This window comes from Brevundimonas sp. (genome assembly GCF_030704825.1).
Lineage (GTDB): Bacteria > Pseudomonadota > Alphaproteobacteria > Caulobacterales > Caulobacteraceae > Brevundimonas.
Window position 1 is genome coordinate 118,296 of the sequence record NZ_JAUYNX010000003.1, and the last position, 25,412, is coordinate 143,707.

The 25,412-nt window shown below is 69.4% G+C and carries 28 protein-coding genes and 1 tRNA gene; 14 read left to right on the plus strand and 15 right to left on the minus strand.

From position 1 onward, the window contains the following. Window positions 1-7: 7 nt before the first annotated feature. The gene (locus tag Q8Q71_RS02185) at window positions 8-244 is read right to left on the minus strand and encodes a DUF2171 domain-containing protein (RefSeq protein WP_305758001.1); all 237 of its coding nucleotides are present in this window, start codon (window positions 242-244) and stop codon (window positions 8-10) included. A gap of 73 nt (window positions 245-317) precedes the next feature. Here Q8Q71_RS02185 and Q8Q71_RS02190 point away from each other — a divergent pair, with 73 nt between their 5' ends. Both Q8Q71_RS02190 and Q8Q71_RS02195 read left to right on the plus strand, forming a co-directional pair. Next, window positions 318-494 carry a DUF4169 family protein gene (locus Q8Q71_RS02190; RefSeq protein ID WP_305758002.1) on the plus strand — a complete coding sequence of 59 codons (177 nt, stop codon included), beginning with the start codon at window positions 318-320 and terminating at the stop codon, window positions 492-494. 1 nt (window position 495) lies between these two features. Beyond that, the gene (locus Q8Q71_RS02195) at window positions 496-651 is read left to right on the plus strand and encodes a hypothetical protein (protein WP_305758003.1); all 156 of its coding nucleotides are present in this window, start codon (window positions 496-498) and stop codon (window positions 649-651) included. Here the strand turns inward: Q8Q71_RS02195 and Q8Q71_RS02200 are convergent. Together Q8Q71_RS02200 and Q8Q71_RS02205 are read right to left on the minus strand one after the other, a co-directional pair. Then, window positions 648-1,589, minus strand: coding sequence for a DMT family transporter (locus tag Q8Q71_RS02200; protein ID WP_305758004.1), 942 nt, complete (start codon window positions 1,587-1,589; stop codon window positions 648-650). The two genes, Q8Q71_RS02195 and Q8Q71_RS02200, sit on opposite strands and share 4 nt — an antisense overlap. 90 nt (window positions 1,590-1,679) lie before the next feature. Then, a complete protein-coding gene (locus Q8Q71_RS02205) occupies window positions 1,680-2,438 on the minus strand; it encodes a Coq4 family protein (protein WP_305758005.1) in 759 nt (252 codons plus the stop codon). A 107-nt stretch (window positions 2,439-2,545) separates the two neighbouring features. On the opposite strand from Q8Q71_RS02205, the gene Q8Q71_RS02210 reads away from it, so the two are divergent. Genes Q8Q71_RS02210 through Q8Q71_RS02225 form a run of 4 tightly spaced genes read left to right on the plus strand, consistent with a single transcriptional unit; the run spans window position 2,546 to window position 5,111 of the window. After that, window positions 2,546-3,613 carry a type III polyketide synthase gene (locus tag Q8Q71_RS02210; RefSeq protein WP_305758006.1) on the plus strand — a complete coding sequence of 356 codons (1,068 nt, stop codon included), beginning with the start codon at window positions 2,546-2,548 and terminating at the stop codon, window positions 3,611-3,613. After that, entirely contained in the window at window positions 3,610-4,104 is a 495-nt protein-coding gene (locus Q8Q71_RS02215) for an isoprenylcysteine carboxyl methyltransferase family protein (protein WP_305758007.1), read from the plus strand. Before Q8Q71_RS02210 ends, Q8Q71_RS02215 begins: the two co-directional genes overlap by 4 nt. Beyond that, a complete protein-coding gene (locus tag Q8Q71_RS02220) occupies window positions 4,101-4,340 on the plus strand; it encodes a ribbon-helix-helix domain-containing protein (protein ID WP_371315918.1) in 240 nt (79 codons plus the stop codon). Before Q8Q71_RS02215 ends, Q8Q71_RS02220 begins: the two co-directional genes overlap by 4 nt. A 48-nt stretch (window positions 4,341-4,388) precedes the next feature. Beyond that, complete coding sequence (locus Q8Q71_RS02225) at window positions 4,389-5,111, plus strand: SIMPL domain-containing protein (protein ID WP_305758008.1); 723 nt, start codon at window positions 4,389-4,391, stop codon at window positions 5,109-5,111. Between the two features lie 11 nt (window positions 5,112-5,122). Here Q8Q71_RS02225 and Q8Q71_RS02230 read toward each other — a convergent pair whose 3' ends face one another. Together Q8Q71_RS02230 and Q8Q71_RS02235 are read right to left on the minus strand one after the other, a co-directional pair. Continuing rightward, window positions 5,123-5,443: a hypothetical protein gene (locus Q8Q71_RS02230; RefSeq protein WP_305758009.1), complete on the minus strand. Its 321-nt coding sequence runs from the start codon at window positions 5,441-5,443 to the stop codon at window positions 5,123-5,125. Next, entirely contained in the window at window positions 5,440-5,643 is a 204-nt protein-coding gene (locus tag Q8Q71_RS02235) for a hypothetical protein (protein ID WP_305758010.1), read from the minus strand. Before Q8Q71_RS02235 ends, Q8Q71_RS02230 begins: the two co-directional genes overlap by 4 nt. Window positions 5,644-5,760: 117 nt before the next feature. Between Q8Q71_RS02235 and Q8Q71_RS02240 the strand changes: the two genes are divergently transcribed. From Q8Q71_RS02240 to Q8Q71_RS02250, 3 genes are read left to right on the plus strand one after another with little or no spacing between them, the layout of a single operon-like run. After that, window positions 5,761-8,097 carry an ATP-dependent helicase gene (locus Q8Q71_RS02240; protein WP_305758011.1) on the plus strand — a complete coding sequence of 779 codons (2,337 nt, stop codon included), beginning with the start codon at window positions 5,761-5,763 and terminating at the stop codon, window positions 8,095-8,097. Further along, window positions 8,097-8,375: a hypothetical protein gene (locus Q8Q71_RS02245; protein ID WP_305758012.1), complete on the plus strand. Its 279-nt coding sequence runs from the start codon at window positions 8,097-8,099 to the stop codon at window positions 8,373-8,375. The genes Q8Q71_RS02240 and Q8Q71_RS02245 overlap by 1 nt, the downstream gene beginning before the upstream one ends. 19 nt (window positions 8,376-8,394) lie before the next feature. Next, the gene (locus tag Q8Q71_RS02250; RefSeq protein ID WP_305758013.1) at window positions 8,395-9,741 is read left to right on the plus strand and encodes a cellulase family glycosylhydrolase; all 1,347 of its coding nucleotides are present in this window, start codon (window positions 8,395-8,397) and stop codon (window positions 9,739-9,741) included. Here the strand turns inward: Q8Q71_RS02250 and Q8Q71_RS02255 are convergent. Together Q8Q71_RS02255 and Q8Q71_RS02260 are read right to left on the minus strand one after the other, a co-directional pair. Further along, window positions 9,723-10,499, minus strand: coding sequence for a hypothetical protein (locus Q8Q71_RS02255; protein ID WP_305758014.1), 777 nt, complete (start codon window positions 10,497-10,499; stop codon window positions 9,723-9,725). The genes Q8Q71_RS02250 and Q8Q71_RS02255 overlap by 19 nt on opposite strands. 4 nt (window positions 10,500-10,503) lie before the next feature. Continuing rightward, entirely contained in the window at window positions 10,504-11,670 is a 1,167-nt protein-coding gene (locus Q8Q71_RS02260; RefSeq protein WP_305758015.1) for a low temperature requirement protein A, read from the minus strand. 44 nt (window positions 11,671-11,714) lie between these two features. Between Q8Q71_RS02260 and Q8Q71_RS02265 the strand changes: the two genes are divergently transcribed. Continuing rightward, window positions 11,715-13,082 (plus strand): O-antigen ligase, encoded by a 1,368-nt coding sequence (locus tag Q8Q71_RS02265; protein ID WP_305758016.1) that lies wholly within the window; start codon window positions 11,715-11,717, stop codon window positions 13,080-13,082. Beyond that, entirely contained in the window at window positions 13,045-15,168 is a 2,124-nt protein-coding gene (gene parE / locus Q8Q71_RS02270; protein WP_305758017.1) for a DNA topoisomerase IV subunit B, read from the plus strand. The genes Q8Q71_RS02265 and parE overlap by 38 nt, the downstream gene beginning before the upstream one ends. Here parE and Q8Q71_RS02275 read toward each other — a convergent pair whose 3' ends face one another. The 5 genes from Q8Q71_RS02275 to Q8Q71_RS02295 form a co-directional block, all read right to left on the minus strand. Next, window positions 15,169-16,578, minus strand: a complete 1,410-nt coding sequence (locus Q8Q71_RS02275; protein WP_305758018.1) for an MATE family efflux transporter — start codon at window positions 16,576-16,578, stop codon at window positions 15,169-15,171. A gap of 58 nt (window positions 16,579-16,636) precedes the next feature. Further along, window positions 16,637-17,152, minus strand: coding sequence for a histidine phosphatase family protein (locus tag Q8Q71_RS02280; RefSeq protein ID WP_305758019.1), 516 nt, complete (start codon window positions 17,150-17,152; stop codon window positions 16,637-16,639). Window positions 17,153-17,207: 55 nt separating this feature from the next. Continuing rightward, window positions 17,208-18,455 carry a glycosyltransferase gene (locus Q8Q71_RS02285; RefSeq protein WP_305758073.1) on the minus strand — a complete coding sequence of 416 codons (1,248 nt, stop codon included), beginning with the start codon at window positions 18,453-18,455 and terminating at the stop codon, window positions 17,208-17,210. Window positions 18,456-18,588: 133 nt separating this feature from the next. Then, complete coding sequence (locus Q8Q71_RS02290) at window positions 18,589-18,771, minus strand: hypothetical protein (RefSeq protein ID WP_305758020.1); 183 nt, start codon at window positions 18,769-18,771, stop codon at window positions 18,589-18,591. 1 nt (window position 18,772) lies between these two features. Next, on the minus strand, window positions 18,773-19,663 hold the full coding sequence (locus Q8Q71_RS02295; RefSeq protein ID WP_305758021.1) for an SPFH domain-containing protein: 891 nt from the start codon (window positions 19,661-19,663) through the stop codon (window positions 18,773-18,775). Window positions 19,664-19,862: 199 nt separating this feature from the next. Here Q8Q71_RS02295 and Q8Q71_RS02300 point away from each other — a divergent pair, with 199 nt between their 5' ends. The 3 genes from Q8Q71_RS02300 (at window position 19,863) to Q8Q71_RS02310 (ending at window position 23,655) form a co-directional block, all read left to right on the plus strand. Next, window positions 19,863-23,174 (plus strand): autotransporter outer membrane beta-barrel domain-containing protein, encoded by a 3,312-nt coding sequence (locus tag Q8Q71_RS02300; protein WP_305758022.1) that lies wholly within the window; start codon window positions 19,863-19,865, stop codon window positions 23,172-23,174. A gap of 28 nt (window positions 23,175-23,202) precedes the next feature. After that, window positions 23,203-23,279: transfer RNA gene (locus Q8Q71_RS02305), tRNA-Val, on the plus strand. Window positions 23,280-23,382: 103 nt separating this feature from the next. Continuing rightward, a complete protein-coding gene (locus Q8Q71_RS02310; RefSeq protein WP_305758023.1) occupies window positions 23,383-23,655 on the plus strand; it encodes a hypothetical protein in 273 nt (90 codons plus the stop codon). Between the two features lies 1 nt (window position 23,656). Here the strand turns inward: Q8Q71_RS02310 and Q8Q71_RS02315 are convergent, their stop codons facing one another. From Q8Q71_RS02315 to queC, 3 genes are read right to left on the minus strand one after another with little or no spacing between them, the layout of a single operon-like run. Further along, a complete protein-coding gene (locus Q8Q71_RS02315; RefSeq protein WP_300469106.1) occupies window positions 23,657-24,025 on the minus strand; it encodes a 6-carboxytetrahydropterin synthase in 369 nt (122 codons plus the stop codon). Next, window positions 24,022-24,657 (minus strand): 7-carboxy-7-deazaguanine synthase, encoded by a 636-nt coding sequence (queE, locus tag Q8Q71_RS02320; protein WP_305758024.1) that lies wholly within the window; start codon window positions 24,655-24,657, stop codon window positions 24,022-24,024. Before queE ends, Q8Q71_RS02315 begins: the two co-directional genes overlap by 4 nt. Continuing rightward, window positions 24,654-25,370 carry a 7-cyano-7-deazaguanine synthase QueC gene (gene queC / locus Q8Q71_RS02325; protein WP_305758025.1) on the minus strand — a complete coding sequence of 239 codons (717 nt, stop codon included), beginning with the start codon at window positions 25,368-25,370 and terminating at the stop codon, window positions 24,654-24,656. The genes queE and queC overlap by 4 nt, the downstream gene beginning before the upstream one ends. Between the last annotated feature and the right edge of the window lie 42 nt (window positions 25,371-25,412).

Consider the following 25,412-nt stretch of genomic DNA (forward strand, 5'->3'; position numbering starts at 1 on the left):
TCAGGGGTCAGTGCGGCTTCTCGGTCCAGCGCGCCCGGGCGTCGTCCCGGGTCAGGCTCAGATGGACGTGATCGTCGACGTGATCGACCCAGCTAACCGGGATCATGTGGTGTTTGAGCCCGCCGGCCAGGTCCAGCTTGGCCAATTCGATCTGATCGCCGACGACGTGATCGACGCGGCCGATGTGTTCGCCGTCGGAGCCGACGACTTCGAGGTGTTCGCGGATTTGAGTCGGGTCTACCATGGGGCGCTCCTGCCGGTTGTTCCGGTCAGGGAAACCGCTCGGCCGCGGGACGGGTTGCATAACGGAGGTCCGCATGGGCGAGGTCGTCAACCTGAACCGGGCGCGCAAGGACCGGGCGAAGGCCGCGGCCGGGGCCGCCGCGGCCGCCAACCGGGTCGCCCATGGCCGGACGAAGGACGAGCGGACGCGGGCCGAGGCGGAGCGCGAGCGGGCCGCGCGTCTGCTCGACGGCGCGAAGCGGGAGGATTGAGATGGGAGATATGCCTCACAACCGGCACGGACTGATCCCGATGCTGGTCGCGATCCGGGTCGCCGCCGAACGCAAGCGGCGCGCCGCCGCGGCGGAAGCGGCCGCAAAGGACGCGCCCGCGGACAAGCCGAAGAAGAAGCGCGGCTGGTTCGGCTAGAGGGCGGAAACCTTCGGGGCGCGGATCAGCAGGGCCTGACCCGACAGGACCAGAACCAGCCCGGCGAGGGCCGGCCAGCCGAAGCGGGCCCCTTCGAACAGCACCGAGACCAGCATGGCGATCGGCGGCGTCAGGGCCGAGATGTAGCTGGCCATGGCGTAGCCGATGGTGCGGGCGATGGTGAAATAGAGGCCGAAGGCGATCACCGATCCGAACAGGGACAGATAGAGCAGCGATCCGACGTAGGTGAAGGTGGGATCGATGCGGAACTCGACGCCCGTGGCCAGGCCGAAGATCGCCAGCAAACCCGTTCCATAGGCCATGGCCCAGGCGGTCGAGGGGATGGCGGCCGAGCCGTGGCTCTGGCCTTTCCAGGCGAAGAAATTGCCGAAGGCCGAGGCCGTGGTGGCGATCAGGGCCAGGCCGACGCCGAGCGCCGCCCGGCCGTCGAAGCCCGCCTTGAGCACCTCTCCGCCCGACAGCACCGCCACGCCGACCAGGCCCAGGATCGCCCCGCCCCATGAGGCGGCGGCGGCCTTCTGACCTGCGGCGAGGCGGAACAGGACGAGGTTGAGGAAGGTCAGGGAGGCGAAGGTGACCGCGACGATCGCCGAGGCGACGAGGCCCTCGGAGGCGTAGGTGAAGCTGTAGCTGACGGAAAAGGCGAAGGCCCCCTGCCCCAGCGCCGCCAGATGCTGGGCGCGGGTCAGCCGCAGGTTCTGGCGGAAGACCAGGCAGCCGAGGAACAGGACGGCCGACGCCATCCCGAAGCGCCAGACGATGGAGGCCAGCGGGGCCACGGTCCCGAGCTGCAGGGTGATGGCGTACCAGGTCGTGCCCCAGATCGCGGCGCAGATCAGCACCCCGCCCACCCCCAGAAGGGTGGTTCGCGACAGGCGCGGACGGGCGACGGGAAGGGTTTCGCTGGGGGAGGTCACCCACGCCAAGTGGAGGATGCCGTCCCGCGGGGCAAGCCGGGTTTTCGGCCGGGCGGCACAAGGAGGGCTTATGCGGCCCGCAAGGCGCCTTCAGCCCCGGAGCTTGAGCCCGGCGCGAACCTCGACCGGCACGGCGTGATAGACCGACGCGGGACGGATGTTGAGGCGCGCGCGGGCGGTCTCAAGCGGCTCCTCGAACAGAGCCTCATAGTTCAGGCCGGGCAGCCAGCGGGCGGCCTTGCCGTTGCGGTACGCCTGCCAGACGGCGCGACGGGCGGGCACCGAGCGGACCTCGCGCTGAACCTCCCGGGCCGCGCCCCAGCCGATGAAGGCGAAGCCGAGATTGCGGGTCTGGCCGTACGAGAAGGAAACCACGCAGGCCTCGCCCAGGGCGTCGGTCCCGTAGCCGGTCAGGACATGCCAGATGTCGTGGACGTCGCGGAGGCGGCGCGAATACCAGACGACGGGATGCTGGGCGTCGATGAAGGGCACCACCTCGCGCTCGGCCTCGGCGAGACCGTCGGCGGTGAAGCCGCGCGCCTCGCGGAAGGCGCGATAGGTCGCGCCGACGGTGCCCGGCCCGAATCGCGCCAGCCAGATGGGGTCGTCCAGCTTGTGGGCCAGCTCCTCGCGCAGGAAGGCCTGACGCCCGCCCTCGATCGTCGACAGCATCCGTTGGTAGCCGCGCGAGACGGACCGGCCGCTGAGCGCCTGCATGATGCGGAACACCTGGGCGGTGTCCTCCTTGTTCCGGATCAGCCGGCGAAAGGCCGTCAGGGCCGCGAGCGGACGCAGCCGCTCGGAGCGGACCTTGCGAAAATCGTCGGCGTCGGCGGAGATCAGGGTCATAGCGGCGTCCGGGAGGATGGGCCACTGTAGCGAAAGATCCATCCGTCTGGAACGGCCCTGCGTAGCTTAGGTTAACAGCGATAATCCCCTTGAAAGCCGCGCCCGTCATGCCGTCTGCCCACCGCCCGGAGCCGGTCCCGCGCCTGGAGTCCCTGGCCCTCGCCTGGCCGCCGCATGTGCTGCGCCAGGAGGATGTGGCGGCCAACGGCGCCGAGATGTTCGCCACCACCCACGGCGGCTTCGAGCGGCTGGCGCCGATCTATCGCAACGCCCTGATCGAGACGCGGCATTCCTGCGTGCCGATCGAATGGTATCTGAAACCGCACAGCTTCTCCGAACGCAACGACCTGTTCCTCGAGAACGCGGTCAAGGTGCTGGCCGAGGCCGCGGGCAAGGCGCTGGACCAGGCCGGGCTGGAGCCGCGCGATATCGGCGCCATCGTCGTGGTCAGCACGACCGGCATCGCCACGCCGGCGCTCGACGCCCGGCTGATGCAGGTGATGCCGTTCCGGCCTGATGTGCGGCGGCTGCCGATCTTCGGGCTGGGCTGCGCCGGAGGGGTCGTGGGTCTGGCGCGGGCGGCGGATCTGGCCCGGTCGCGGCCCGACGAGCGGGTCCTGCTGCTGGTGGTCGAACTGTGCGCCCTCACCTTCCGGGCGCAGGACCGGTCCAAGAGCAATCTGGTCGCCACCGCCCTGTTCGGCGACGGGGCGGCGGCGGCGGTGATCAGCAGCCGCGACGACGCGATCGGACCCGCCCTCGGCGCCAGCCGCGAACACACCTGGCCCGACAGCCTGGACGTCATGGGATGGGATGTGGCCGACGACGGCCTGAAGGTGGTGTTCAGCCGCGACATCCCCACCCTCGTCCAGAATGACTTCCGCCCCGTGGCGCTCGATTTCCTGGCCGGCGAGGGCCTGACGCCGGCCGGGGTTGGCGGGTTCGTCTGCCACCCGGGCGGGGCGAAGGTGATCGACGCGCTGGAGGCCTGTTTCGGCCTGTCGCAGGGCGCGCTGACCCACACCCGCGCCATCCTGCGGGATCACGGCAACATGAGCGCGGCCACGGTGCTGTTCGTGCTCAAGGCCATGCTGGACGACGGGGTCGAGGGGCCGTTGCTGCTGACCACCCTGGGGCCCGGCTTCACCGCCGCCCTGATGCTGGTCGAGGCATGATGTGGCTCTGGCTCGTGCTGGCCGCGGTCGCGGCCCAGCGACTGTGGGAGCTGGGGCTGGCTGACCGCAACACAAAGCGACTGCTGGCCGAAGGCGCGGTCGAGGTCGGGGCCGGCCACTATCCGCTGTTCGTCCTGCTGCACGTCAGCTGGCTGGCGGCCATCGCCATCGTCACGCCATGGACGATGGTTCCGAACCTGTGGTGGCTGGGCCTCTACGCCGCGCTCCAGTTCGGCCGGCTGTGGGTAATCTCGACCCTCGGCCGGTTCTGGACCACGCGGATCATCACCCTGCCCTCCGCCCCCCTGGTCCGGCGCGGCCCCTACCGGTTCGTGCGGCATCCGAACTATGTGGTGGCCTCGCTGGAGATCGCCGTCCTGCCGCTGGCCTTCGGCCAGGTCTGGATCGCGCTGGTCTGGAGCGTCGCCAATGCGCTACTGGTCGGCTGGCGGATCCGGGTCGAGGACCGGGCGCTGAACGAGCGGCGATGATGTTGAAGAAGCGCTCCGTCTCCCTGTCGGGCCACGCCACCTCGGTGGCGCTGGAGGCCGAATTCTGGGCGGTGCTTGACGCGGTGGCGGCGGCCGCCGGCCTGTCGCAGGCCGGGCTGATGAAGCGGATCGACGAGCGCCGGGGCCGCACGCCCCTGGCCTCGGCCTGTCGGCTTCTGGCCCTGTCGTGGACGGGCGGGGACCGATCTTTCATCGAACGGGATTCCCCCGATTGACAGGCGTCAGGGTTGGCGCATGGTCTGGTTTCCAGAAGGAACGCCGCCGTGCTCGACAAGATCGACAAGTCCCTGATACCGCCGGCCCTGTTCGGGGGTCTGATCGCCATCGGACTGATCGGCGCGGGCGCCTTCATCGGCTCCGGGGTGGTCAACGCCCAGGTCGGCAACCGGCAGGTCACGGTGCGCGGCGTGGCCGAACGCAATGTGGTCGCGGACCTGGCCGTCCTGACCCTCAGCTTCAAGGCCGCGAACGACGACCTGCCCACGGCCCAGGCCAAGATCGACGGCGATCTCGCTCTGGTGCGCGCCTTCCTGACGCGCCAGGGCTATCCGGCGGAGGCGGTCACGATCGGCCGGCTGCAGGTGACCGACTCCAGGGCCCGCGAATACGGTTCGACCGAGAACGTCGTCCGCTACATCCTGTCCCAGGGCGTGACGGTGCGCACGACCGACGTCCAGCGCGTGGCGCAGACGGAGCGGGCGCTGAACGACCTCGTGCGCGAGGGGGTCCAGCTCGACTTCGCCGCCCCGACCTATGTCTTCACCAAGCTGAACGAGGTGCGGCCGTCGATGATCGCCGAGGCCACCGCCTCGGCCCGGTCCGGCGCCGAACAGTTCGCCAAGGATTCCGGTGCGCCGCTGGGGCCGATCCGTCAGGCGACGCAGGGCTCGTTCGAGATCCTCGCCCGCGAGGACATCGACAGCGAGTCCACCTCGCTGGACAAGCGCGTGCGCGTCGTCGCCACGGTCAGCTACCAGCTGCGCTGAACCTGGTCGCGTCAGGTCGCCGGCGCGGGCTCCGGCTGGGGCACGGTCGGCGGCTCGACCGGAGGCACGTCCGGCAGATCGGGCATCTTTGGCGCGTCCGGCAATTCCGGACGCGGAAGGTCGATATCGACATCCACGTCCGTCCCCTCGGGGGTCGGGACGCCGCCGCCGTTCGAGAACAGCACCACGGCGATGATCGCCACCACGACGATCAGGCCGCCGACCAGGAAGGCGATCCAGCCGCCCCCGCCACGTCGTTCCGGCGGGTTGTTGATGGTGGTGTGATGGACCACCTCGGGCCGCTCGGGGGGCGGAACGTTGGGATCGGTCATCGATCAGGTCCCCGTGGGAACGCGGGGGCGGAAACCTCCGGCACATTGACGTCGACGTTGATGTCCTTGGTTTCGGGAGCGCCGCCGCGCATGAAGACGAACCAGGCCACGATGGCCACCACCACGACGACCGCGCCTACCACGAAGGCCAGGCCCGTGTTGCCGCCGCCGCTGCCGGTATTGTTGATGTTGTCGGCCATGGAAGACCCCTTCCCTGATTGCTGATGGAGCCGGAACGACGGTCACGGTTCACGGTTCCTTGAGGCGCCGCGCACGCCGCCGCTGACATATGGTTCCGTGCCCCTTATGTTCCGCCGATGAGTCTGCCTGACGCCCCCGCCCCGCGCATCTCCGACCTGGCCCGCTCGCGCGGCCCCGGCGGGGTGGAGCCCGCCGCCGCCGACTATCTGGCGGGGCTGAACCCCGAGCAGCGCGAGGCGGTCGAGACCGTCGACGGCCCGGTGCTGGTCCTGGCCGGCGCGGGCACGGGCAAGACGCGGGTGCTGACCACCCGGCTGGCGCACATCCTCGCCACCGGACAGGCGCGCCCGTGGGAGCTGTTGGCAGTCACCTTCACCAACAAGGCCGCGCGCGAGATGCGCGAGCGGATCACCCAGCTGATCGGCCCCTCGGCCGAGGGCCTGCGCTGGCTCGGCACCTTCCACAGCGTCGCCGCCCAGATACTGCGGCGGCACGCCGAACTGGTCGGGCTGAAGTCCACCTTCACCATTCTCGACACCGACGATCAGGAGCGGGTCTGCAAACAGCTCATTGAAGCCGCCAACCTTGATGCCAAGCGGTGGACGCCGCGTTCGCTGAGCGGCCTGATCGACCACTGGAAGAACCGCGGCTGGACGCCGGACAAACTGCCTCCGTCCGAGGATTTCGCCAACGGCAGGGGCCATGCCCTGTACGCCGCCTATCAGGCCCGGCTGGTCAGCCTGAACGCCTGCGACTTCGGTGATCTGTTGCTGCACAATCTGACGATCCTGTCGCAGCATGCGGATATCGCAGAGGAATATCGCCGACGCTTCCGCTACATCCTGGTCGACGAATACCAGGACACCAACGTCGCCCAGTACCTCTGGCTAAGGCTGCTGACCTCATCGACGGGGAATGTCTGCTGCGTCGGCGACGACGACCAGTCGATCTATGGCTGGCGCGGGGCCGAGGTGGACAACATCCTGCGCTTCGAACGCGACTTCCCCGGAGCCAAGGTCATAAGACTGGAGCGCAACTATCGGTCCACGCAGCATATTCTTGGTGCGGCGTCCGGCCTGATCGCGGCCAACCGCGACCGTCTGGGCAAGACCCTGTGGACCGAGGATCTGAGCGGCGACAAGGTGCGGGTGCGCGGCGTCTGGGACGGCGAGGCCGAGGCCCGGCTGATCGCCGACGAGATCGAGACGGCGCGGCGGGCGGGCACCCCCTACAAGGACATGGCGGTGCTGGTCCGCGCCTCGTTCCAGATGCGGGCGTTCGAGGAGCGGTTCGTCCTGCTGGCCGTGCCCTATGTCGTCATCGGCGGGCCGCGCTTCTTCGAACGGGCCGAGATCCGCGACGCCCACGCCTATCTGCGCCTGATCCTGTCCGAGGACGACGACCTGGCCTTCGAGCGGATCGTCAATGTCCCCAAGCGCGGCATCGGCGACACCAGCGTGCAGAAGGTGCTGCAGATCGCGCGACTGTCGGGCGTCCCGGCCATGAGCGCGGTGCGCGACCTGATCGTCTCGGACGAGCTTCAGGCGCGGACGCGGACGGCGCTGAGCAACTTCGTGCGCGACATCGACCGCTGGCGGGCCCTGGCCCAGACCACGACCCACTGGGAGCTGACCGAGGCGGTGCTGGAGGAGAGCGGCTACACCGACATGCAGAAGGCGGACCGCGCCACCGGCCAGACGCGGCTCGACAACCTCAAGGAGCTGACGCAGTCGATGCAGGCGTTCGAGACCCTGCCCGCCTATCTGGAGCACGTCTCGCTGGTCATGGACCTGGACCGCGGCGGCGCGGACGACGCGGTGCAGATCATGACCCTGCACGGGGCCAAGGGGCTTGAGTTCCCGCTGGTCTTCCTGCCCGGCTGGGAGGAAGGCGTCTTCCCCAGCCAGCGCAGCATCGACGAAAAGGGCGAAAAGGGCCTCGAGGAGGAACGCCGCCTGGCCTATGTCGGCGTCACCCGGGCCAAGTCGGACGCGCGGATTTCGTTCGCGGCCAACCGGCTGGTCTACGGCCGCTGGACCTCGCAACTGCCCAGCCGCTTCGTCGACGAACTGCCCATGGCCCACGTCGAGGCCGAAAGCGATACCGGCTACTACGGCGTCACCCCGGGCATGAAGGACGCCAAGAGCCGCTGGGACGACATGCCGACCTTCGGCTCGGGCTATTCATCCCCCGGCTGGAAACGCGCCCAGTCCTTCACGGCCGACCGGTCACCGGCTGCGCGCCCGGCGCGCCACGCGCTCATCGAGGGCGATGGCCGTCTGGTGGCCACGGCGGACCCGAAGGCGGGCGGCGGCTGGTCGAAGGGCGAGCGCGTGTTTCACCAGAAGTTCGGCTATGGCCTGATCACCGGCATCGAGGGCAACAAGCTGCTGGTGGCGTTCGACAAGGCGGGCGAGAAGAAGGTGATCGACACCTTCGTGGAGAAGACGTGATGCGGATGCTGGCTGTCGGGGCCGCCGTCGCCCTGTCCGGGTGCGCCTCCGCCTCCTGGAGCGGCGATGCGGTGACCCGGTTCGTCGATCGCGCCGACATGTGCGCCCACTGGTCCGGCGAGGAGCCCTACGACGAGGCTCGGCGAGCCGGGATCGACCAGGCCCTGAGCGACATGCGGTGCGCGACCCTGTTGCGCGACGGCGCGGCCCTCAGGCTCAGCCGGAAGGACCGGCCGGACGACGTGCGCCGGATCGACATGGCGCTGTCGGCCTTTTGAACCCTCGGGAGGAGTCACCATGATCACGCGCCGCGCCGCCCTCGCCGCTTCGGCCGCGACCCTCGCCATCGGAGGACCGGCCATGGCCCGGCCGACGGCGCCGCCGACGCCCGGCTTCGTCCGCCGCGAAGGAATGGCGCTGACGCTCGACGGACGGCCCTACCGGTTCGTCGGCGCCAACCTGTGGTACGCTGGCTGGATCGCCGACCAGCCCCGGCTGGGGCGGGAGCTGGACGCGCTGGCGGGGCTGGGCGTCACCAACCTGCGCATCGCCGCCTCGGCCGAGCTGTCGCCGCTGAAGAATTCGGTGCGGCCCGCGTTCCGGGACGAGACCGGCGCCTATGACGAGCGGCTGCTGACCGGCCTCGATCACGCGATGGCGGAGATCGGCCGACGGGGCCTCAAGGCGGTGCTCTATCTGACCAATTTCTGGGAGTGGTCGGGCGGCATGGCGACGTACCTGCTGTGGACCAACGGCGGGCGCTATATCGACATGAACGACCCGGCCCATCCATGGCCGGCCTTTCCGGATTTCGTCTCCGGCTTCTACCGCAGCCCCGAGGCGGTCGCCCTGTACCACGATCATGTCCGGCGCATCGTCGGCCGGGTGAACAGCGTGACCGGCGTGGCCTATGCGGACGATCCGGCCATCATGGCCTGGCAGCTGGCCAACGAGCCGAGGCCGGGCGGAAGCGACGCCGTGGCCGACCAGACCGTTGAGGACTTCCACGACTGGATCGGCGCGACGGCGCGGTTGATCAAATCGATCGATCCGAACCATCTGGTCTCGACCGGCGGCGAGGGGCTGAAGGGGTCGATTGAGCGCGAGGACCTCGTGCTGTCGTCGCAGGCCCTCGACGGCGTCGACTACATGACCGCGCACCTGTGGCCCGGCAACTGGAGCTGGCTGGATCGCACGGACATGGCCGCGACCCACGCCGGGGCGATGGAGCGGTCGGCGGACTACATCGCCCGCCACGTGGCGCTGGCGCGGCGGCTGGGCAAGCCGCTGGTGCTGGAGGAGTTCGGCTATCCCCGCGACGGCGATCGCTATTCGCCCGACGTGCCGACCACCATGCGGGACGACTTCTACGGCATGATCCACGACGCGGTCCTGGCCAGCGCCCGCGAAGAGGGCCCGCTTGTGGGATCGAACTTCTGGGCCTGGAACGGCGAGGGCCGGGCGGCGCACGCCGACGCCCGGTTCCGCACCGGCGACGACGCCTTCCTCGGCGACCCGCCCCACGAGCCGCAGGGCTGGTACGGCGTGTTCGACGGCGACGCCTCGACGCTCGAACGCATCCGGACGCACGCCGCGGCGCTGGCGGCGGCGGGTCAGGCGGCGGGTCAGGCGGCGGGCGGCTGAATCCCGGCGAGAAGGTCCGGCGTTCGGTCGAGGTACTTCAGGGCTTGCCGCCTCAAATGCTCGATTTCGGGCTTGAGGTGGCGCCCCATATCGCCGTCGTCGCCCCGCAGACGACCGAATACGGCCAGGGCGAAGGCCCAGCTTCGGGGTGACAGATAGCCGGAGCTTCGGCTGCTCCACCCCTGGCTGAAGGCGTCTCCGTGCTGCTGGAAGCTGAAGGCCGCATTGGCTCCGAACACCCCGAGACCGGCGTAGGCCACAGCCAGATCGGTCATCAACTCGTGGGTTTCGTCCTCGACGAGATCGGCTTCCGAGGCGAGCAGGTAGTGGGCCATCTCATGAGAGAGAGTGGCGACCAGGACGCCGGGGTCGTCCAGCAGATCAGGCGCATACGAAATCACCACCTCCCCATCCGGCTGGATCCGGAAAGTTCCATTGGGATCCTGGTCGCCGGCGATCGTGACGAACTCGGCGACCCGTTCCCCGGTGACCCGGCGAGGCTGCGGCTCCAGCCGGCATGGCCAGTCCGCCTCCGGCATCTGCATGATGGCCCGTATGCAACCGAAGATGTGGAGGGCCTTGTCGTGGCCGGAAGCGTCGGTGGGCGGAAAGAACTCGCGGGTCGGAAGGGCCACGGGCGTGTCCCGGACGGCCACTTCGGCTCCGAAGCGTTCGACGAGGATACGCCAGGTGTCGAGGTGCCAGTCCTCCACATCAGGATCGAGGAAGCGCCGCGTCCCGAAAAGTCCACCCAGCATGGCTCTACTTCACGTCCATTGGCGTGGTCCGCCCGGCCAGCGTCTCCCACGCACCCACCCCGACCAGCACCGCCGTCGCCGCCATCGCCAGCCCAAGCGGCGTCGACCACGGCGCGACGAAGGCCAGCGCGGCCAGGGCGGCGATCCCCGTCAGCCGCGACGGCGACCAGATCCCGAAGGCGGCGAGCTTGAACATCTGCGCCCCGATCATGAACAGCATCGGGCCGCCGATCAGGACGGCGCCGGTGGCGAAACCGACGGGACCGTCCGGATGACTGAGCGACATCTCGTCGCCGACGGCGGTGACGACGATGCCGGCGACGACCAGTATTGGAGCGTAGGTGTAGGCGCGGCGGGCCACGCGCCCGGTGTCGCTGGAGTGGGCGATCATGTCGGAGGCGGCGTCGTGGGCCCTGCTGAACCATATCCACCACATGGCCAGGGTGCTGACGAAGGCGGTGGCGAAGGCCGCTACGACGGGCGGCGTCCACACGAGCCCGGCGAAGGTCGCGCCGGTGACGAGAACGGACTCGCCCAGGCAGATGATGATGAACAGGCCGACCCGCTCGGCCATGTGGCCGCCCTCGACCGCCCAGTCCGAGGTGTGCGAGCGGCCAAGGCCGGGCACCCAGAAATAGAGCGCGGGCGCGGCGAATTCGGCGACCACGGCGATCAGCCACAGGATCAGACGCGTCTGGCCCTCCATGACGCCGCCCGCGATCCACAGAACGGCGCCGGCGACGGCCCAGGTGCAGATGCGCTGGAAGTTCCGGCGCAGGGTCTCGTCGCGGCGCACGGCCCACAGGGTGAACAGGCCGCGGCCGACCTGGATGGAGACGAAGGCGCAGGCGAAGACCAGACCCTTGTCGCCGAAGGCCTCCGGCAAGGAGGTCGACATGACCAGCCCGGCGCCCATCAGCAGGAACAGCATGAGGCGGACCAGCGGTCGCTCGGGATCCAGCCAGTTGGTGATCCAGCTGGTGTCGATCCAGGCCCACCACAGTGCGCCGAGCAGGATGGTCGCCTGCAACACGCCCGACCAGGTCAGGTGCTCCAGCAGGGTGTGCGAGAGCTGGGTGATGGCGAAGACGAAGACGAGGTCGAAGAACAGTTCGACGAAGCCGACGCGGGCGTGGCCGCCATCCCTGTTTCTCAGCAGGTCGCGCGCCATCCGATTCCAACCCTTCGTTAAGCCGATGGGCCGACCCTGCATGCGTGCGCGAGTCCCGTCCAGCCGAGGTCCTGACCGAGCCTGTTCCCGGCCTGTGGGAGCGGGTGGCCTGCGGCGTGCTCATCGCCATGCTGACGGGCGCCCTGATCGGGCCGGTGTTCGCGCCGCTGCAGGAAGAGACGCCGGTGCTGCGGCTGGTCTGGCTGCCGGCCTATGCGGCGATCTTCGGCCTGCTGCTGTTCCGGATCGACCGGCTGTGGCGGGCCTGGCCGGCCATGCTGGCCATGGCGGCGCTCGTCGGCCTGGCCTTCGCCTCGCGCTACTGGTCGATCGACTTCGCCACCACCATGCGCCGGGTCATCGCCCTGGGCATCAGCTGCGGCTTCGCCCTGTATCTCGGCGCCGTGTTCCGGGGGCCGCACCTGCCGCGGCTGCTGATGCATACCGCCCTGCTGATGGCGGTCGGCAGCCTGGTCATGGTCTTCGCCTTCCCGTCGATCGGCGTGCACCAGTACGAGAACGCCGGCCTGTGGCGCGGTCTCTGGTACGAGAAGAACCAGATGGGGGCGGTGATGGTGATCGGGGCGACGGCCGCCGCCGCCTGTCTGGCCTCGCCCGACCCGCGCCGCCTTCTGCCGGCGATCTGCCTGGTCCTGTCCAGCGGCCTGGTGCTGGCGACCCAGTCCAAGACCTCCCTGCTGTGCCTGGCGGTCGCCCTCGCCTTCGTGGGCGGCTTCTGGGCCCTGAGGCGCGGCGGCCCGATCTTCGCCGTGGCCGCGATCTGGGGCGCCGTGGTGCTGGCCGGAGTCGGCCTGTGGGTCTGGGACAGCCACTCGGTGGCGGTGCTGGAGGCGCTGGGCAAGGACCCATCGCTGACCGGCCGGACCGACATCTGGGAGAGTCTGATGCGCAAGGTCGCGGACCGGCCGTGGACCGGTTACGGCTATGGCGCCTTCTGGGGCCGGATCGGGGAATCGGTCCCGGCCGACTGGGTGCGCAAGGAGACCGGCTGGACCGTGCCCTCGGCCCACAACGGCTGGATCGACCTGCTGGTGCAGCTGGGCTGGCCCGGCACGATCCTGGTCGGAGCCCTGATGGCCGCGACGGCTCTGATCGCCGTGCTCCGCTCGGCCGGGTCCGGCGTGCGCGAGGGATGGTGGGCGCTCGGCTTCCTGGCCGCCTTCTTCGTGCTCAGCCTGTCCGAGAGCATCCTGATGGCGCACCAGGGGCTGCCCTGGGTGTTGTTTCTCGCCGCCCTGACCCGGGCTGTCCTGCCCTCGCCCGCCGCTGGCCCGGTTCCCGACGCCGTCCCGCTTGTGGAGAAGCGCCGCCGGGCCTACCAGACCGGTCCCCGAATCGCCGCACAGTATCCGCATGGGCCAGTCCGATCCCGCTCCGTCGCTTATCGATGACCTCTTCGCGAGTCTGCCCGCCGGCGCGCCCGATCCCGCGCCCGCCAACGATCCCGCGTTGACGCCCCAGGCCGTCGCGCCAAAGGCCGAACCGAAGCCGGTCGAACCGCCTCCCTCGCCCGTCCGCGACGCCGCCCCGTCCGCGCCGCCCCTGCCCGGCAGCTACTCCGCCTCGTCGATCGAGGTGCTGGAAGGGCTGGAGCCGGTGCGCAAACGCCCGGGCATGTATATCGGCGGCACCGACGAGCGGGCCCTGCACCATCTGTTCGCCGAAGTCCTCGACAACGCCATGGACGAGGCCGTCGCCCGCCACGCCCGGCTGATCACCGTCGATCTCGACGCCGAGGGCTGGCTGTCCGTGCGCGACGACGGCCGCGGCATTCCCGTCGATCCGCACCCGAAACATCCGGGCAAGTCGGCGCTGGAAGTCGTCATGACCGTCCTGCACTCGGGCGGCAAGTTCTCCGGCAAAGCCTATGAAACCTCAGGCGGTTTGCACGGTGTGGGCGTCAGCGTCGTCAACGCACTGAGCGAACAGCTGGACGTCACCGTCTGGCGCGACGGTTATGAGTGGAAACAGTCGTTCAGCCGCGGCCTGCCGCTGGGCTCCATCGTCCAGGGCCAGCCGTCGAGGAAGAAGGGCACCCTGATCCGGTTCAGGCCGGACGAGGAGATCTTCGGCGTCGGCGCGGCCTTCAAGCCCGCCCGCCTGTTCCGCATGGCGCGGTCCAAGGCCTATCTGTTCCGCGGCGTCGAAATCCGCTGGACCTGCGCCGCCGAGCGCATCACCGACCACACCCCGACCGAGGCGGTGTTCCACTTCCCCAACGGCCTGGCCGACGCCCTGGCCGAGCGGATCGGCGATCTGGAGACGGTCACCCCGGCCTTCTCGGGCCGCGTCGAGCGCAAGGGCGAGGCCGGGGCCGTAGAATGGGCCGTGACCTGGTCCCCGATCGGCTTCGGCGAGGCCGACGGCTTCGTCTCCTCCTACTGCAACACGGTCTCTACCCCCGACGGCGGCACGCACGAGGCCGGCTTCCGCGCCGCCCTGGTCAAGGGCCTGAAGGCCTATGGCGAGCTGACCAACGAGAAGCGCGCCGGGCTGATCACGGCCGAGGACGTGATCGCCAACGCCGGGGCGATGATCTCGGTCTTCATCCGCAACCCCGAGTTCCAGGGCCAGACCAAGGACCGCCTGTCGTCGCCGGACGCCCAGCGGCTGGTCGAACAGCTGCTGCGCGACCCTCTGGACCACTGGCTGACCGAAAGTCCCAAACAGGCCAACACCCTGCTGGGCTTCGTCATCGAACGGGCCGAAGACCGGCTGAAGCGGCGCAAGGACAAGGAGGTCCAGCGGGCCCAGGCGACGCGCAAGCTGCGCCTGCCCGGCAAGCTGTCCGACTGCTCGCGCCAGTCGGCCAACGGCACCGAACTGTTCATCGTCGAGGGTGATTCGGCCGGCGGCTCGGCCAAACAGGCGCGCGACCGGACGACCCAGGCGATCCTGCCCCTGCGCGGCAAGATCCTGAACGTCGCCTCGGCCACGGCCGACAAGCTGCGCGCCAACATCGAACTGTCCGATCTGGCCTTGGCCTTGGGGGTGCAGCCCGGCAGCCGATTCAACATCGACGACCTGCGCTACGAGCGGATCGTCATCATGACCGACGCCGACGTGGACGGCGCCCATATCGCGGCCCTGCTGATCACCTTCTTCTACCGCTCCATGCCCGAGACGATCCGGCAGGGCCGGCTGTTCATGGCCCTGCCCCCGCTCTACCGGATCAGCGCCGGGCCCCTGTCGGAATACGCCCGCGACGACGCCCACCGCGACGAGCTGCTGGCCACGGTGTTCAAGGGCAAGAAGGTCGAGATCGGCCGGTTCAAGGGCCTCGGCGAGATGATGGCCTCCCAGCTCAAGGAGACCACCATGGACCCGAAGAAGCGCACCCTCGCGCGGGTCACGGTGCCGTCCTCCGAGGACGAGATCGAGGATCTGGTCGAACGGCTGATGGGCAAGAAGGCGGACGCCCGGTTCCAGTTCATCCAGGAGAACGCCCGGTTCGCGGCAGCCGATCTGGACGTGTGATCAGCCGACCGCCGCGGGTCGCGGCGCGGGCGGGACCAGACCGGCCAGCTTCAGCCGCAGTTGCCGCTGGAGGAAGAACAGCGAGACCAGGCACTGCAGCAGGCCCGCGCTCGCCGACAGCCACCAGAAATGCTCCAGCCGAGTCCATGGCTGGGCCGACAGCCAGAAGGCTCCCCCCGCGAAGACCAGCAGGCGCAGCGCGCTGCCGACCAGGGCCGGCCGGGTGTCGCCCAGCGCCTGGAAGGTCCCCGAGGCGATGAAGATCAGCCCGGTGGCGATGAAGTTCAGCGACACGATGCGCAGATAGGTGGAGGCGACCTCGGCCACGGCCGCATCGGGCGTGAAGGGCGCGACCAGCCAGCCGGCCTCCCACTGGCAGATGAGGGTCAGGACCAGCATCAGGCCGCAGCTGATGATCGCCGCGTCGCGCACGGTGCGGCGGACACGGTCGGGCAGACCCGCGCCGAAATTCTGTCCGGCCACCGGGGCCACGGCGAAGGACACCGCCATGGCCGGCAGGAAGACCGACTGCATGACCCGCGAGCCGACGCCGAACCCGGCCTGGGCCTCGGACCCGAAATCGCGGATCACGGCGTAGACGACCCCCATGGTGAAGAACATCAGCACGAACTCGGCCGCCGACGGCAGGCCGATGCCGACGATGCGTGACAGCACCGCGCGGTCGGGCCGGGCGAGGCGCAGGGGTTCGCCCATCAGCGTCTGCGCGCGTCCGAACACCCAGACCGAGCCGACGAAGCCTGCCAGCGCCGCCAGCGAACTGGCCAGCCCCGCCCCGAAAGTTCCGAGCGGCAGGCCGGAGCCCCAGCCCGCGATCAGCACCGGCGCGAGGACGGCGTTGAGCAGGACGGTGCCCGACTGGATCAGCATGGTGGGCCGCACCACGCCTGCGGCCCGCAACGCCGCCCCTATGGCTCCGGTCGGAAACATCAACGCCAGCGCCGGCAGGAAGCCGTACAGATAGGCCGTCCCCTGCCGCGCCGTCTCCGGGTCCGCGGCGAAGGCGCCGACAGCCATGCCGCCGAAGCCGTAGCCTCCGATCAGCGTCAGGGCCGACAGCCCCAGGGAAATCAGCATCGACTGGCGATAGACGCCGTCGACCTGGGTGAAGTCCTTCGCCCCGATTCCGCGGGCGATCAGCGACAGGGAGCCGACGGCCACCATCTGGGCCGCCGCCATCACCAGAAAGAATACCACCCCCGCCAGACCGACGCCGGCGATCGCATCCGGCCCGACGCCGGCGACGAAATAGAGATCGATCAGGAAATAGAGGGTCTGGAACAGCAGGCCCAGGCCGATGAAGGCCGCCATGCCGATCAGCCGCTTGCTGATGGAGCCCTGGGTGAGGTCGTGCTGCATCTGGATCGTCCCGGCGACGCATGGCTCGCCCATGCCGAAGGCGGCGATTTACCCGGACAAAATTACCGCGTCAATATTACCCGGATATATTCTATTCGCAGGTCGCCGGCGCTCCGTAGCGGCTGACCTGGCCGTGGGCCGTATCTCCTGTCAGGTGCAGCAGGGTCATCCGGTCATATTCGCACTCCGGCATGCCGGCGGCCTCGGCGTAGCCCAGCGCGCGGGCGATCAGGGGCACCGTGTTGCTGTGGCCGACGATCAGCACGACCGCGTCGTCCGGTAGAGCGTGGACCCGCTCGGCGATCGCGGCGACATGGGCCGCGCCGCCGCCATCGAGGCTGATCGGCTCCACCGACACCGAATGAAATTCCGCCGTCGGCGCCGCCGTCAGACGGGTGCGCTGCAGGGGGCTGGTGAAGATGTGGCCGGGGTGGACGTCGGCCAGGATCGCCGCGAGCGCGGCGGCGCGGGCCTGCCCCGCCTCCGACAGCGCCGGATCGGCGCTGGCGTCGGCCTTTTCCCCGTGGCGGACGAGATAGACGGTCTGGGCCATGGCGGAGGTGGCGGTCAGCAGCGACAGCGCGGCCGCGAGCAGAAGACGTTTCATCGAGGGTTCCCCGTTCCGGCCCAGACTGGCGTGCGGGGCGACCGCTGTCGAGCCGTCAGTGCACCTTCCATTCGCCCGGCTGGGCGAAGGCCGGCTGACCGCTGACCTCGGCGTAGACCGAGCTAAGGTCCTCGAACACCCGGTTCCAGGCGAAGCGTTCGACGGTGCGGATCCGGGCGGCGGCCCCGAGGGCCTCGATATCGCGGGCGAACAGGGCCTCGACGGCGGCGGCGTAGTGGCGCGGGTCGGCGCTCTTCGCCAGCTGGCCGACCGTGTCGTCGACCGTCTCCTTGACCCCGCCGGCGTTGACCCCGACGACGGGACGGCCGCAGGCCATGGCCTCGAGCACGATCAGGCCGAACGGCTCCTTGTCGTTGGCGTGGACGAAGGCGTCGCAGCTGGCGATGATACGGGCCACCGCCTTGGGATTGGCTTCGTACGGCAAGGAAATGACCCGCTCCTCGGCCGGCATGCCCGCCCCGGCGCCGACGAGGATCAGGTGATAGGGATCGCCGAGCGCCTGCACGGCCTGGATCAGGACGTCGATGTTCTTCTCGCGCGCCGGACGGCCGGCGAAGCACAGCAGGCGCGCCGAAGCCGGCAGGCCCAGCTTCTTCAACAGCCAGTCCCGGTCGCCGCGGTCGGGGCGGAAGGTGTCGATCTCGACCCCGAGCGGGCGGATGACGATGTCGCCGACCCCCGCTTCTTCCAGCCGGCGGGCGATGTAGCGGCTGGGCGAGACGACACGGTCGAACTGGCCGAACAGCCGGGCCCAGCGCTTCTCGACCGGCTTCTTGGCCCATTCGCCGAAATGCAGGGCGGCGAGGCCCGCGGGGTCGGAATGGCAGAAGCCGACAACCGGGCAACTCGCGCGCTGGCCGGCCTCCAGGGCCCCTTGCCCCGGCGTATAGGGATCGCCCGCCTCGATGATCGCCGGATTCAACGACGCGACCCAGGCGCCCCAGCGGCGCACCGAGGTGGGCCAGCGATAGCCGTCGCCGAAGGGCAGCTTTGTCGCATGAAGCTGGACGATGCCGTCGTCACCGGCCTTGTGGTGGGCGCCGGGCACGACCAGCGAATGGCTGACGCCGGGGCGGTTCGCCTCCAGCCAGGCCTTCTTGGACAGGAGATAGCGTTTCACCCCACCTGAGCGGGGCGCATATAGCATGGTGGTGTCGACCAGCCGCGGCCGTCCGTCGTCGCCGGCGGCCTTGGTCGCCGCCAGGGTCTCGGAGACCTCCTCGTCCCAGCCCGGGATGAGGCGCAACTCGCCTTCCTGCACCTCGAGGCCCGCCAGACTCATCAGTTCTCTTTCCGCGGCGGTGACGTTGGCTCTTCCAACGCGCTTGACCCGCTTCTGGATGCGGCGGGCCTTGCGGACCTTCGACATATGCGACTTGACCATGAGCCGCCCGTAACGCCGCCGAAGGCTAAGCTCAAGCGTCGTCGGTCGGGGGAGCGTCGTCGGACGGCGATATGCCGCGCCGGGCCATGGCCTCGCGGAGCAGGATCTCGACCTGGGCGTTGACCGAGCGCAGTTCGGCGGCGGCCAATTTCTCGACCGCCGCCATCACGCCCGGAGACGCGCGCATCAGGAAGGGCTTCCTCGGCCGCGCCATGTCAGCCGTACAGGGTGCCGGTGTTGACAACCGGCTGGGCCTCGCGATCCGCGCACAGGACGACCAGCAGGTTGGACACCATGGCCGCCTTGCGGTCTTCGTCGAGGTCGACGACGCCGCGTTCGTTCAGGTCTGCCAGGGCGTTTTCGACCATGCCGACGGCGCCCCGCACGATGAGGCGACGCGCGGAGAGGATAGCCTCGGCCTGCTGGCGGCGCAGCATGGCCCCCGCGATCTCGGGCGCATAGGCCAGGTGGGCCAGCCGCGCCTCGTCCACGGCGACGCCCGCGACGCTGACCCGCCCGACGAGTTCGTCCCGCAGGCGGCCCGCCACGTCCTCTGCGTCGGCGCGCAGGGTCATCTCGGAGTCCGCCCCCTCCTCGCCGTGGTCGTAGGCGTAGTGCGAGGCGATGTCGCGCAGGGCGGTGTCGACCTGGATGTTCACGAAGGCCTGGTAGTCGTCGACGTCGAACAGGGCCTGGGCCGAGTCCTGCACGCGCCAGACGACGTTGGCGGCGATCTCGATGGGGCTGCCGCGCTTGTCGTTCACCTTCAGCTTGTCGCTGGTCAGATTTCGGACACGCAAGGAAATCTTCTTGCGGCTGTACCAGGGCAGGACCCAGCGCAATCCGGTCTTGCGGTCGGTGCCGCGATAGTCGCCGAACAGCATGATGGCCATCGCCTCGTTGGGCTGGAGCGAATAAAGGCCGCAGATCAGCAGCAGGCCGACGACGGCGGCGGCGATCCCGGCGACGACGCGCAGGGCGCTGTCGGGGTCCTGGGCGATGCTGACCGGTCCGGCGACGAGCAGCAGCAGGCCGAGAAGCAGCATCAGAATGCCGTTGGCGGTCGAGGCCGGGCGTTCGGCGGATCGGGAATGGGTGGTGGTCATCGGGGCCCTCCTTGTCGATATAAAAGTGATATCACCATGATTGCGTTTCTGGCAATGGCCGCGCTTGCGACCGGGCCCGTGGGCGCGCGTTCGGCCTTGCATTCGCCTCAAATTCGAGAAACTTGAGGCAGGTCGGCATGGTCCCTGTTAGAGGATCGCCGGCGTCTCTGCGCGTCTCGTCCACAGGGGTTTCTTCCGAATGCGTATTCTACTTGCGACCGCGGTGGCGATCGCTCCCCTGATGGCGGCGACCGGCGCGCTGGCCGAGGTCGTGATCTCGACCGCGCGCACGACGCCGATCACCACGTCGAACGCCACCGGCTCCGGGGCCGACAGCGTCCGCATCGCATCCGGCGGCGCGATCAACGTGAGCAGCGGCGTCGCCCTGACCCTGGATTCCAGTCACAGCGTCGATATCGATTCGGGCGGCACGATCACCATGGCAGCGGCCGCGAACGGAGCCACCGCCGTGCTGGCCAACGGCGGCAACACCGGCAATGTCCTGATCGGCGGCACCATCACGGTCGAGGACGACATCACCTCCACCACCGACGTGGACACCGACAACGACGGCGACGCCGACGGCGCCTTCGCGAACGGCACGGGCCGCTACGGGGTTCGGGTGGTCGGCGCGTCCGCGCTTACGGGAAATGTCGTGCTCGAGACGGGCGGCTCGATCCGCGTGGAGGGCAACGATTCCTTTGGCATATCGCTGGAAGCGCCGCTGACCGGCAACCTCGATGTCCTGGGCTCCGTCAGCGTTCTCGGAAACAATAGTTATGGCGTGCGCGCCACGGGCGCCGTGGGCGGCGATGTGCGACTGGTAGGTTCGATCAACGCCCAGGGCGGGGGCGCCGTGGGCGCCTCGGTCGAAGGCGATGTCGGCGGATCGCTGCTCGTGGAGTCGAGCATCAGCGTGACCGGCTATCGCTATACGACCCGCCCCCAGGTGCGGCCTGACACCTACGTCGAGACGACCGCAAACGACGCGGACTACATCTTCCTCGACGAACTGGACCCCGACGATCTTCTGCAAGGCGGGCCGGCGCTGCGGATCGCGTCGAACATCGCCGGGGGCGTCCTGTTCGACCGTCCGCCGACCTACGGCGGTTCGGGCATCGAGGCCGACGACGACGACGACGGCGTCAAGAATGGCGACGAGGACGACGACGGCGACGGCACCATCAATCGCACCGACACTGACCGCGACGGAAACGGCGTGATCGACACCGCCGAGTCGACCGCCAACGTGACCAGCTATGGCGCCGCGCCGGCCGTCCTGGTGGGATCCGGGACCCGGTCGATCACCCTCGGGGCCGTGGGCACCGGCGATGAAGCCTACGGCTTCATCAACCGCGGCGGCATCTCGGGCCACGGCGTCTATGATGGCGTCCAGGGCAATGCGCTGGTGTTCGGAGGCGGCGCCGGGCAGACCGTGACCATCGACGGCGGCATCCGCAACGACGGCTCGGTCGTCGCCCTGGCCTTCGATGCCAGTTCGACCGCCCTCCGCATCGGCGACGGCGTCTCGACGCCCGTGCTCAACAACGCCGGCGTCATCTCCGCCGGCGTCAACAGCGACGTCGCCGCCACGGGCACGGCGATCCGGATCGACGCCGGGGCCACGCTCCCGACGTTCAGCAACACGGGCAATATTCTGGCGTCGGCCGGCGGGGGCGTCGCGAACACCTTCGCGCTCCAGGACCTGAGCGGGACCCTGACCTCGATCACCAACACGGGATCGATCCAGGCCCTGGTCGGCGCCAACGCGGACGGCGATCCGATCACCGGAACCGGCACGGCCTTCGACGTGAGCGCCAACACGACCGGCGTGACCCTGCTCCAGAGGGGCGTCACGGCCACGCCGACCACCTCGAACCCGGATACCGACGGCGATGGCGTGCCGGACGGCAACGAACCCATCATCGTGGGCGCGATCCGGCTGGGCTCGGGCGGCGACACGGTCGATATCCGCAACGGCCTGGTTCTCGGGGACATCGATTTCGGCGCCGGCGCGGACAGTCTGTCGATCACCGGCGGAGGCGTCGTGCGCGGGGCCCTGTCCGACAGCGGCGGCGACCTCTCGATCAACGTCGCCAACGGCGTCCTGGACGCCCGGCAAACCACCATGCTCAACGTGTCGGACCTGAACGTCGGGGCGAACGGCGACCTGATCATCACCGTCGACCCGGCCAACAGCGGCTCGGGCGGCTTCAACGTCGCCGGAACCGCCACTCTCGCCGACGGCGCCGGCCTGGGCGTCCGCTTCACCTCGTTGCTGGCGGGACCGGAACGCTTCACCCTGATCGACGCGGCGACGCTGAACTACGGCGCCATCGACGTGGACTCGGTCGAGGAAAACTCGCCCTATCTCTATGTGGTCGACGTCGGGTCCGACGTGCCGGCCGGCGAGGTCTTCGTCGATGTCCGGCAGCGGACCGCCGAGGAAGCCGACCTGATCGCGGTCGAGGCCTCGATGTACGACTCCTTCTATGCGGCGCTGGGAGACGCCGACGCCAGCGACATCCGCAACGCCTTCCTCGCCCAGACAGGGCGCGAGGATTTCATCAACCTGTACGAACAGCTGCTGCCCGACCATTCCGGCGGCCCGCTGCTGTCGCTGGCCTCGGGCGTCGACGCGGTGACGCGGGCGCTGACCGGCCGCAACGCCTCGGCCGCGCCGGGCGAGACCAGCGCCTGGGTGCAGGAGATCAATTTCTACGCCGACAAGGACAAGACCGACACCTACGGCTTCCGCTCGGAGGGCTTCGGGGTCGCCGGCGGCGTTGAACGCGGCACCGGCCTGGGCGCCGTGGGCCTGACGGCGGCCTTCACCTCGTCCGACCTTGAGGATCCCGAGTCCGAGGCCGAGGAGGTCCTGTCCGCCAATCTGCTGGAGCTGGGCCTCTACTGGCGCGCCCAGGGCCAGTACTGGACCACCTGGGCGCGGGCGGCCGCGGGCTACGCCACCTTCAACTCCGAGCGCCGCTTCGTCGGCGGCGGCCTGAACCTGTCCAATGAATCCGACTGGAGCGGCTTCACCCTCGCCGCGGCCGGCGGCGCCTCGTATGAGCGCAATTTCGGCCGCTTCAGCATCCGGCCCGAGGCCTATGCCGAATTCTTCTCGCTGAGCGAGGACGGCCACGTCGAGACCGGCGGCGGCGACGGTTTCGACCTCGAGATCGACGACCGCGAAGGCCACCTGTTCACGGCCACCGCGGCGGTCAACATCGGCATGGCCATGGGTGAGAACAGCTGGCTCCGGCCCGAGCTGCGGGTCGGCTGGCGCCAGAACATCTCGGTCGATCCGGGCGAGACCATCGCCCGCTTCCGCTCGGGCGGTCCGGACTTCACCCTGGACGGCGGCACGATCGAGGGCGGCGGACCGATCGTCGGCCTGCGGGTCAACATCGGCAACGAACTGGGCATGCTGTCGATCAGCGCCGACGCCGAGATGATCGAGGACTACATCCGGTACATGCTGTTCCTGCGGGCCAGCTTCCGGTTCTAGGGCGCGGAGTTTCCACGGTTTCGTGGACGGGCGGCTAGCTCAGCTGGTCAGAGCACCTCGTTTACACCGAGGGGGTCGGGGGTTCGAACCCCTCGCCGCCCACCAGCCGCGCGCGGCCTGATCCGCGCCTCCATTCGGCCTGATCGGCCGCTCAGAATACGTTCACCATTTGCCGGTTAACCCTGAACCGTCGGGAGTAGGCGCGAGCATGACCAGAATCATCAGAACGGGCGGAACCCTGCTCGCCGTCACGGCCGCGGGCCTGATGCTGCAGGGGTGCCTCGTCGGCGCCGTGGTCGGCACGGCAGGCGCGGTGGTCGGCGGAACGGTCAAGGCCACGGGCGCCGTGGTCGGGGCCGGCGTGGACGCCGTCACCACCTCCGACGAGGAAACCCGGGCCCGGCGGGAACGCGAACAGCGCGACTGGGAACGTGAGCAGCGTCGTTGCGAGCAGCGCCAGCGCCAGGGCCGCGACTGCTGACCTAGAGGGTCAGGACGCAGCGCTCGTGAATGGTCGGCCGCGCCACCTGGATGCGGCACAATCCCGGCCATTCGGGCTTGAGACGACGGGCGAACCAGAGGCAGAGATTCTCCAGGCTGGGAAGCTCCAGCCCCGGCTTTTCGTTCAGCATGCCGTGATCCAGCTCTTCGGCCGCGGCCTTGAGGGCGCGGTCCAGCGCGCCGAGGTCGGCGACCCAGCCATGGTCGGCGTCCAGAACCTCGGAGCGGATCGTCGCCTCGACCGTGAAGGAGTGGCCGTGGATGCGGCGGTAGATGCTGCCCTCCGGCTCGCTCGGAAAATGGTGGGCCGCGTCGAAGGTGGCGGCCTTGGTGATCTCGAAAACGCTCATCTCACGCCGATGTATTTGTGGGTCTGGACGCTGAGCCGCCATCTGGGGTGGGTCAGGCAATAGTCGATGGCCGCGACCGTATTGGCCGCCCGGTCGGGGCCGTCCATGGGCTGCAGCCAGAAGCGTTCGAAGGCCAGATGTTCGAACCGGTCCGGCATGGCGGCGGTCTGCGGGAAGACCAGTTTCAGTTCCTGGCCGGAGGTCTGGACCACGGGCGCGTCGGCCTTGGGGCTGACGCAGATCCAGTCGATCCCGGCCGGAGCCGGAAGCGTGCCGTTCGACTCGATCGCGATCTCGAAGCCCCGTCCGTGCAGGGCGTCGATCAGCGGCGCGTCCAGTTGCAGCAGGGGCTCGCCGCCGGTGCAGACGACCAGCTTCGGATCCCCCGCCCTGCCCCGCCACATCAAGGCGACATGGTCGGCAAGGGCGTCGGCGGTGGCGAACTTGCCGCCCCCGTCCCCGTCGGTTCCGACGAAATCGGTGTCGCAGAAGGTGCAGACGGCGGTCGCGCGGTCGCGCTCCAGTCCGTTCCACAGGTTGCAGCCGGCGAAACGCAGGAAGACGGCCGGCCGCCCCGCCTGTCCGCCCTCGCCCTGCACCGTCAGGAACACTTCCTTGGCCGAATAGGTCATGCGGCCGCCCACTCCGCATGGCCCGCGGCCCGCAGCTCGCAGGCCGGGCAATCGCCGCAGCCGTACCCCCAGCCGTGGCGGTGTTCGCGGTCGCCGCGATAGCAGGTGTGCGAGGCCTCGACGATCAGCTCAACCAGCGACGCCCCGCCGATCCTGTCGGCCAGGTTCCAGGTTTCCGCCTTGGTCAGGGCCATCAGCGGCGTCTCGATGACCACGGGCCTGTCCAGCCCGAGGCTGAGCGCCGTCGCCATGGCGTCGATCGTGTCGCGGCGGCAGTCGGGATAGCCGGAAAAGTCCGTCTCGCACATGCCCCCGACCAGAACGTCCAGCCCCCGCCGGTCCGCCAGGGCGGCGGCGCAGGTCAGAAAGACCAGGTTGCGACCCGGGACAAAGGTGGTCGGCAGGCCGCGGGCGTCCATTTCGATGACCCGGTCCGCGGTCAGGGCGCTGTCGGCGATCCGGCCGTAGCCGGTCAGGTCGACGACGTGGTCTGGTCCCAGCCGTCCGGCCCATCGGGGCAGAACCGTCTGCATGCCGTCGCGCACCGTCAGCCGCGCCTCCATCTCGACGGCATGACGCTGGCCATAGTCGAAACCCACGGTCTCGACCCGCTCATATCGCTCCAGCGCCCAGGCCAGACAGGTGGCGCTGTCCTGCCCGCCCGAGAACAGGACGAGGGCGGATTTTTCACTGACAGGGCCGGAATCGCTCATGACAAACCTGCGGTCGGCCGGTCGGCCGCGCGCATAAACAAG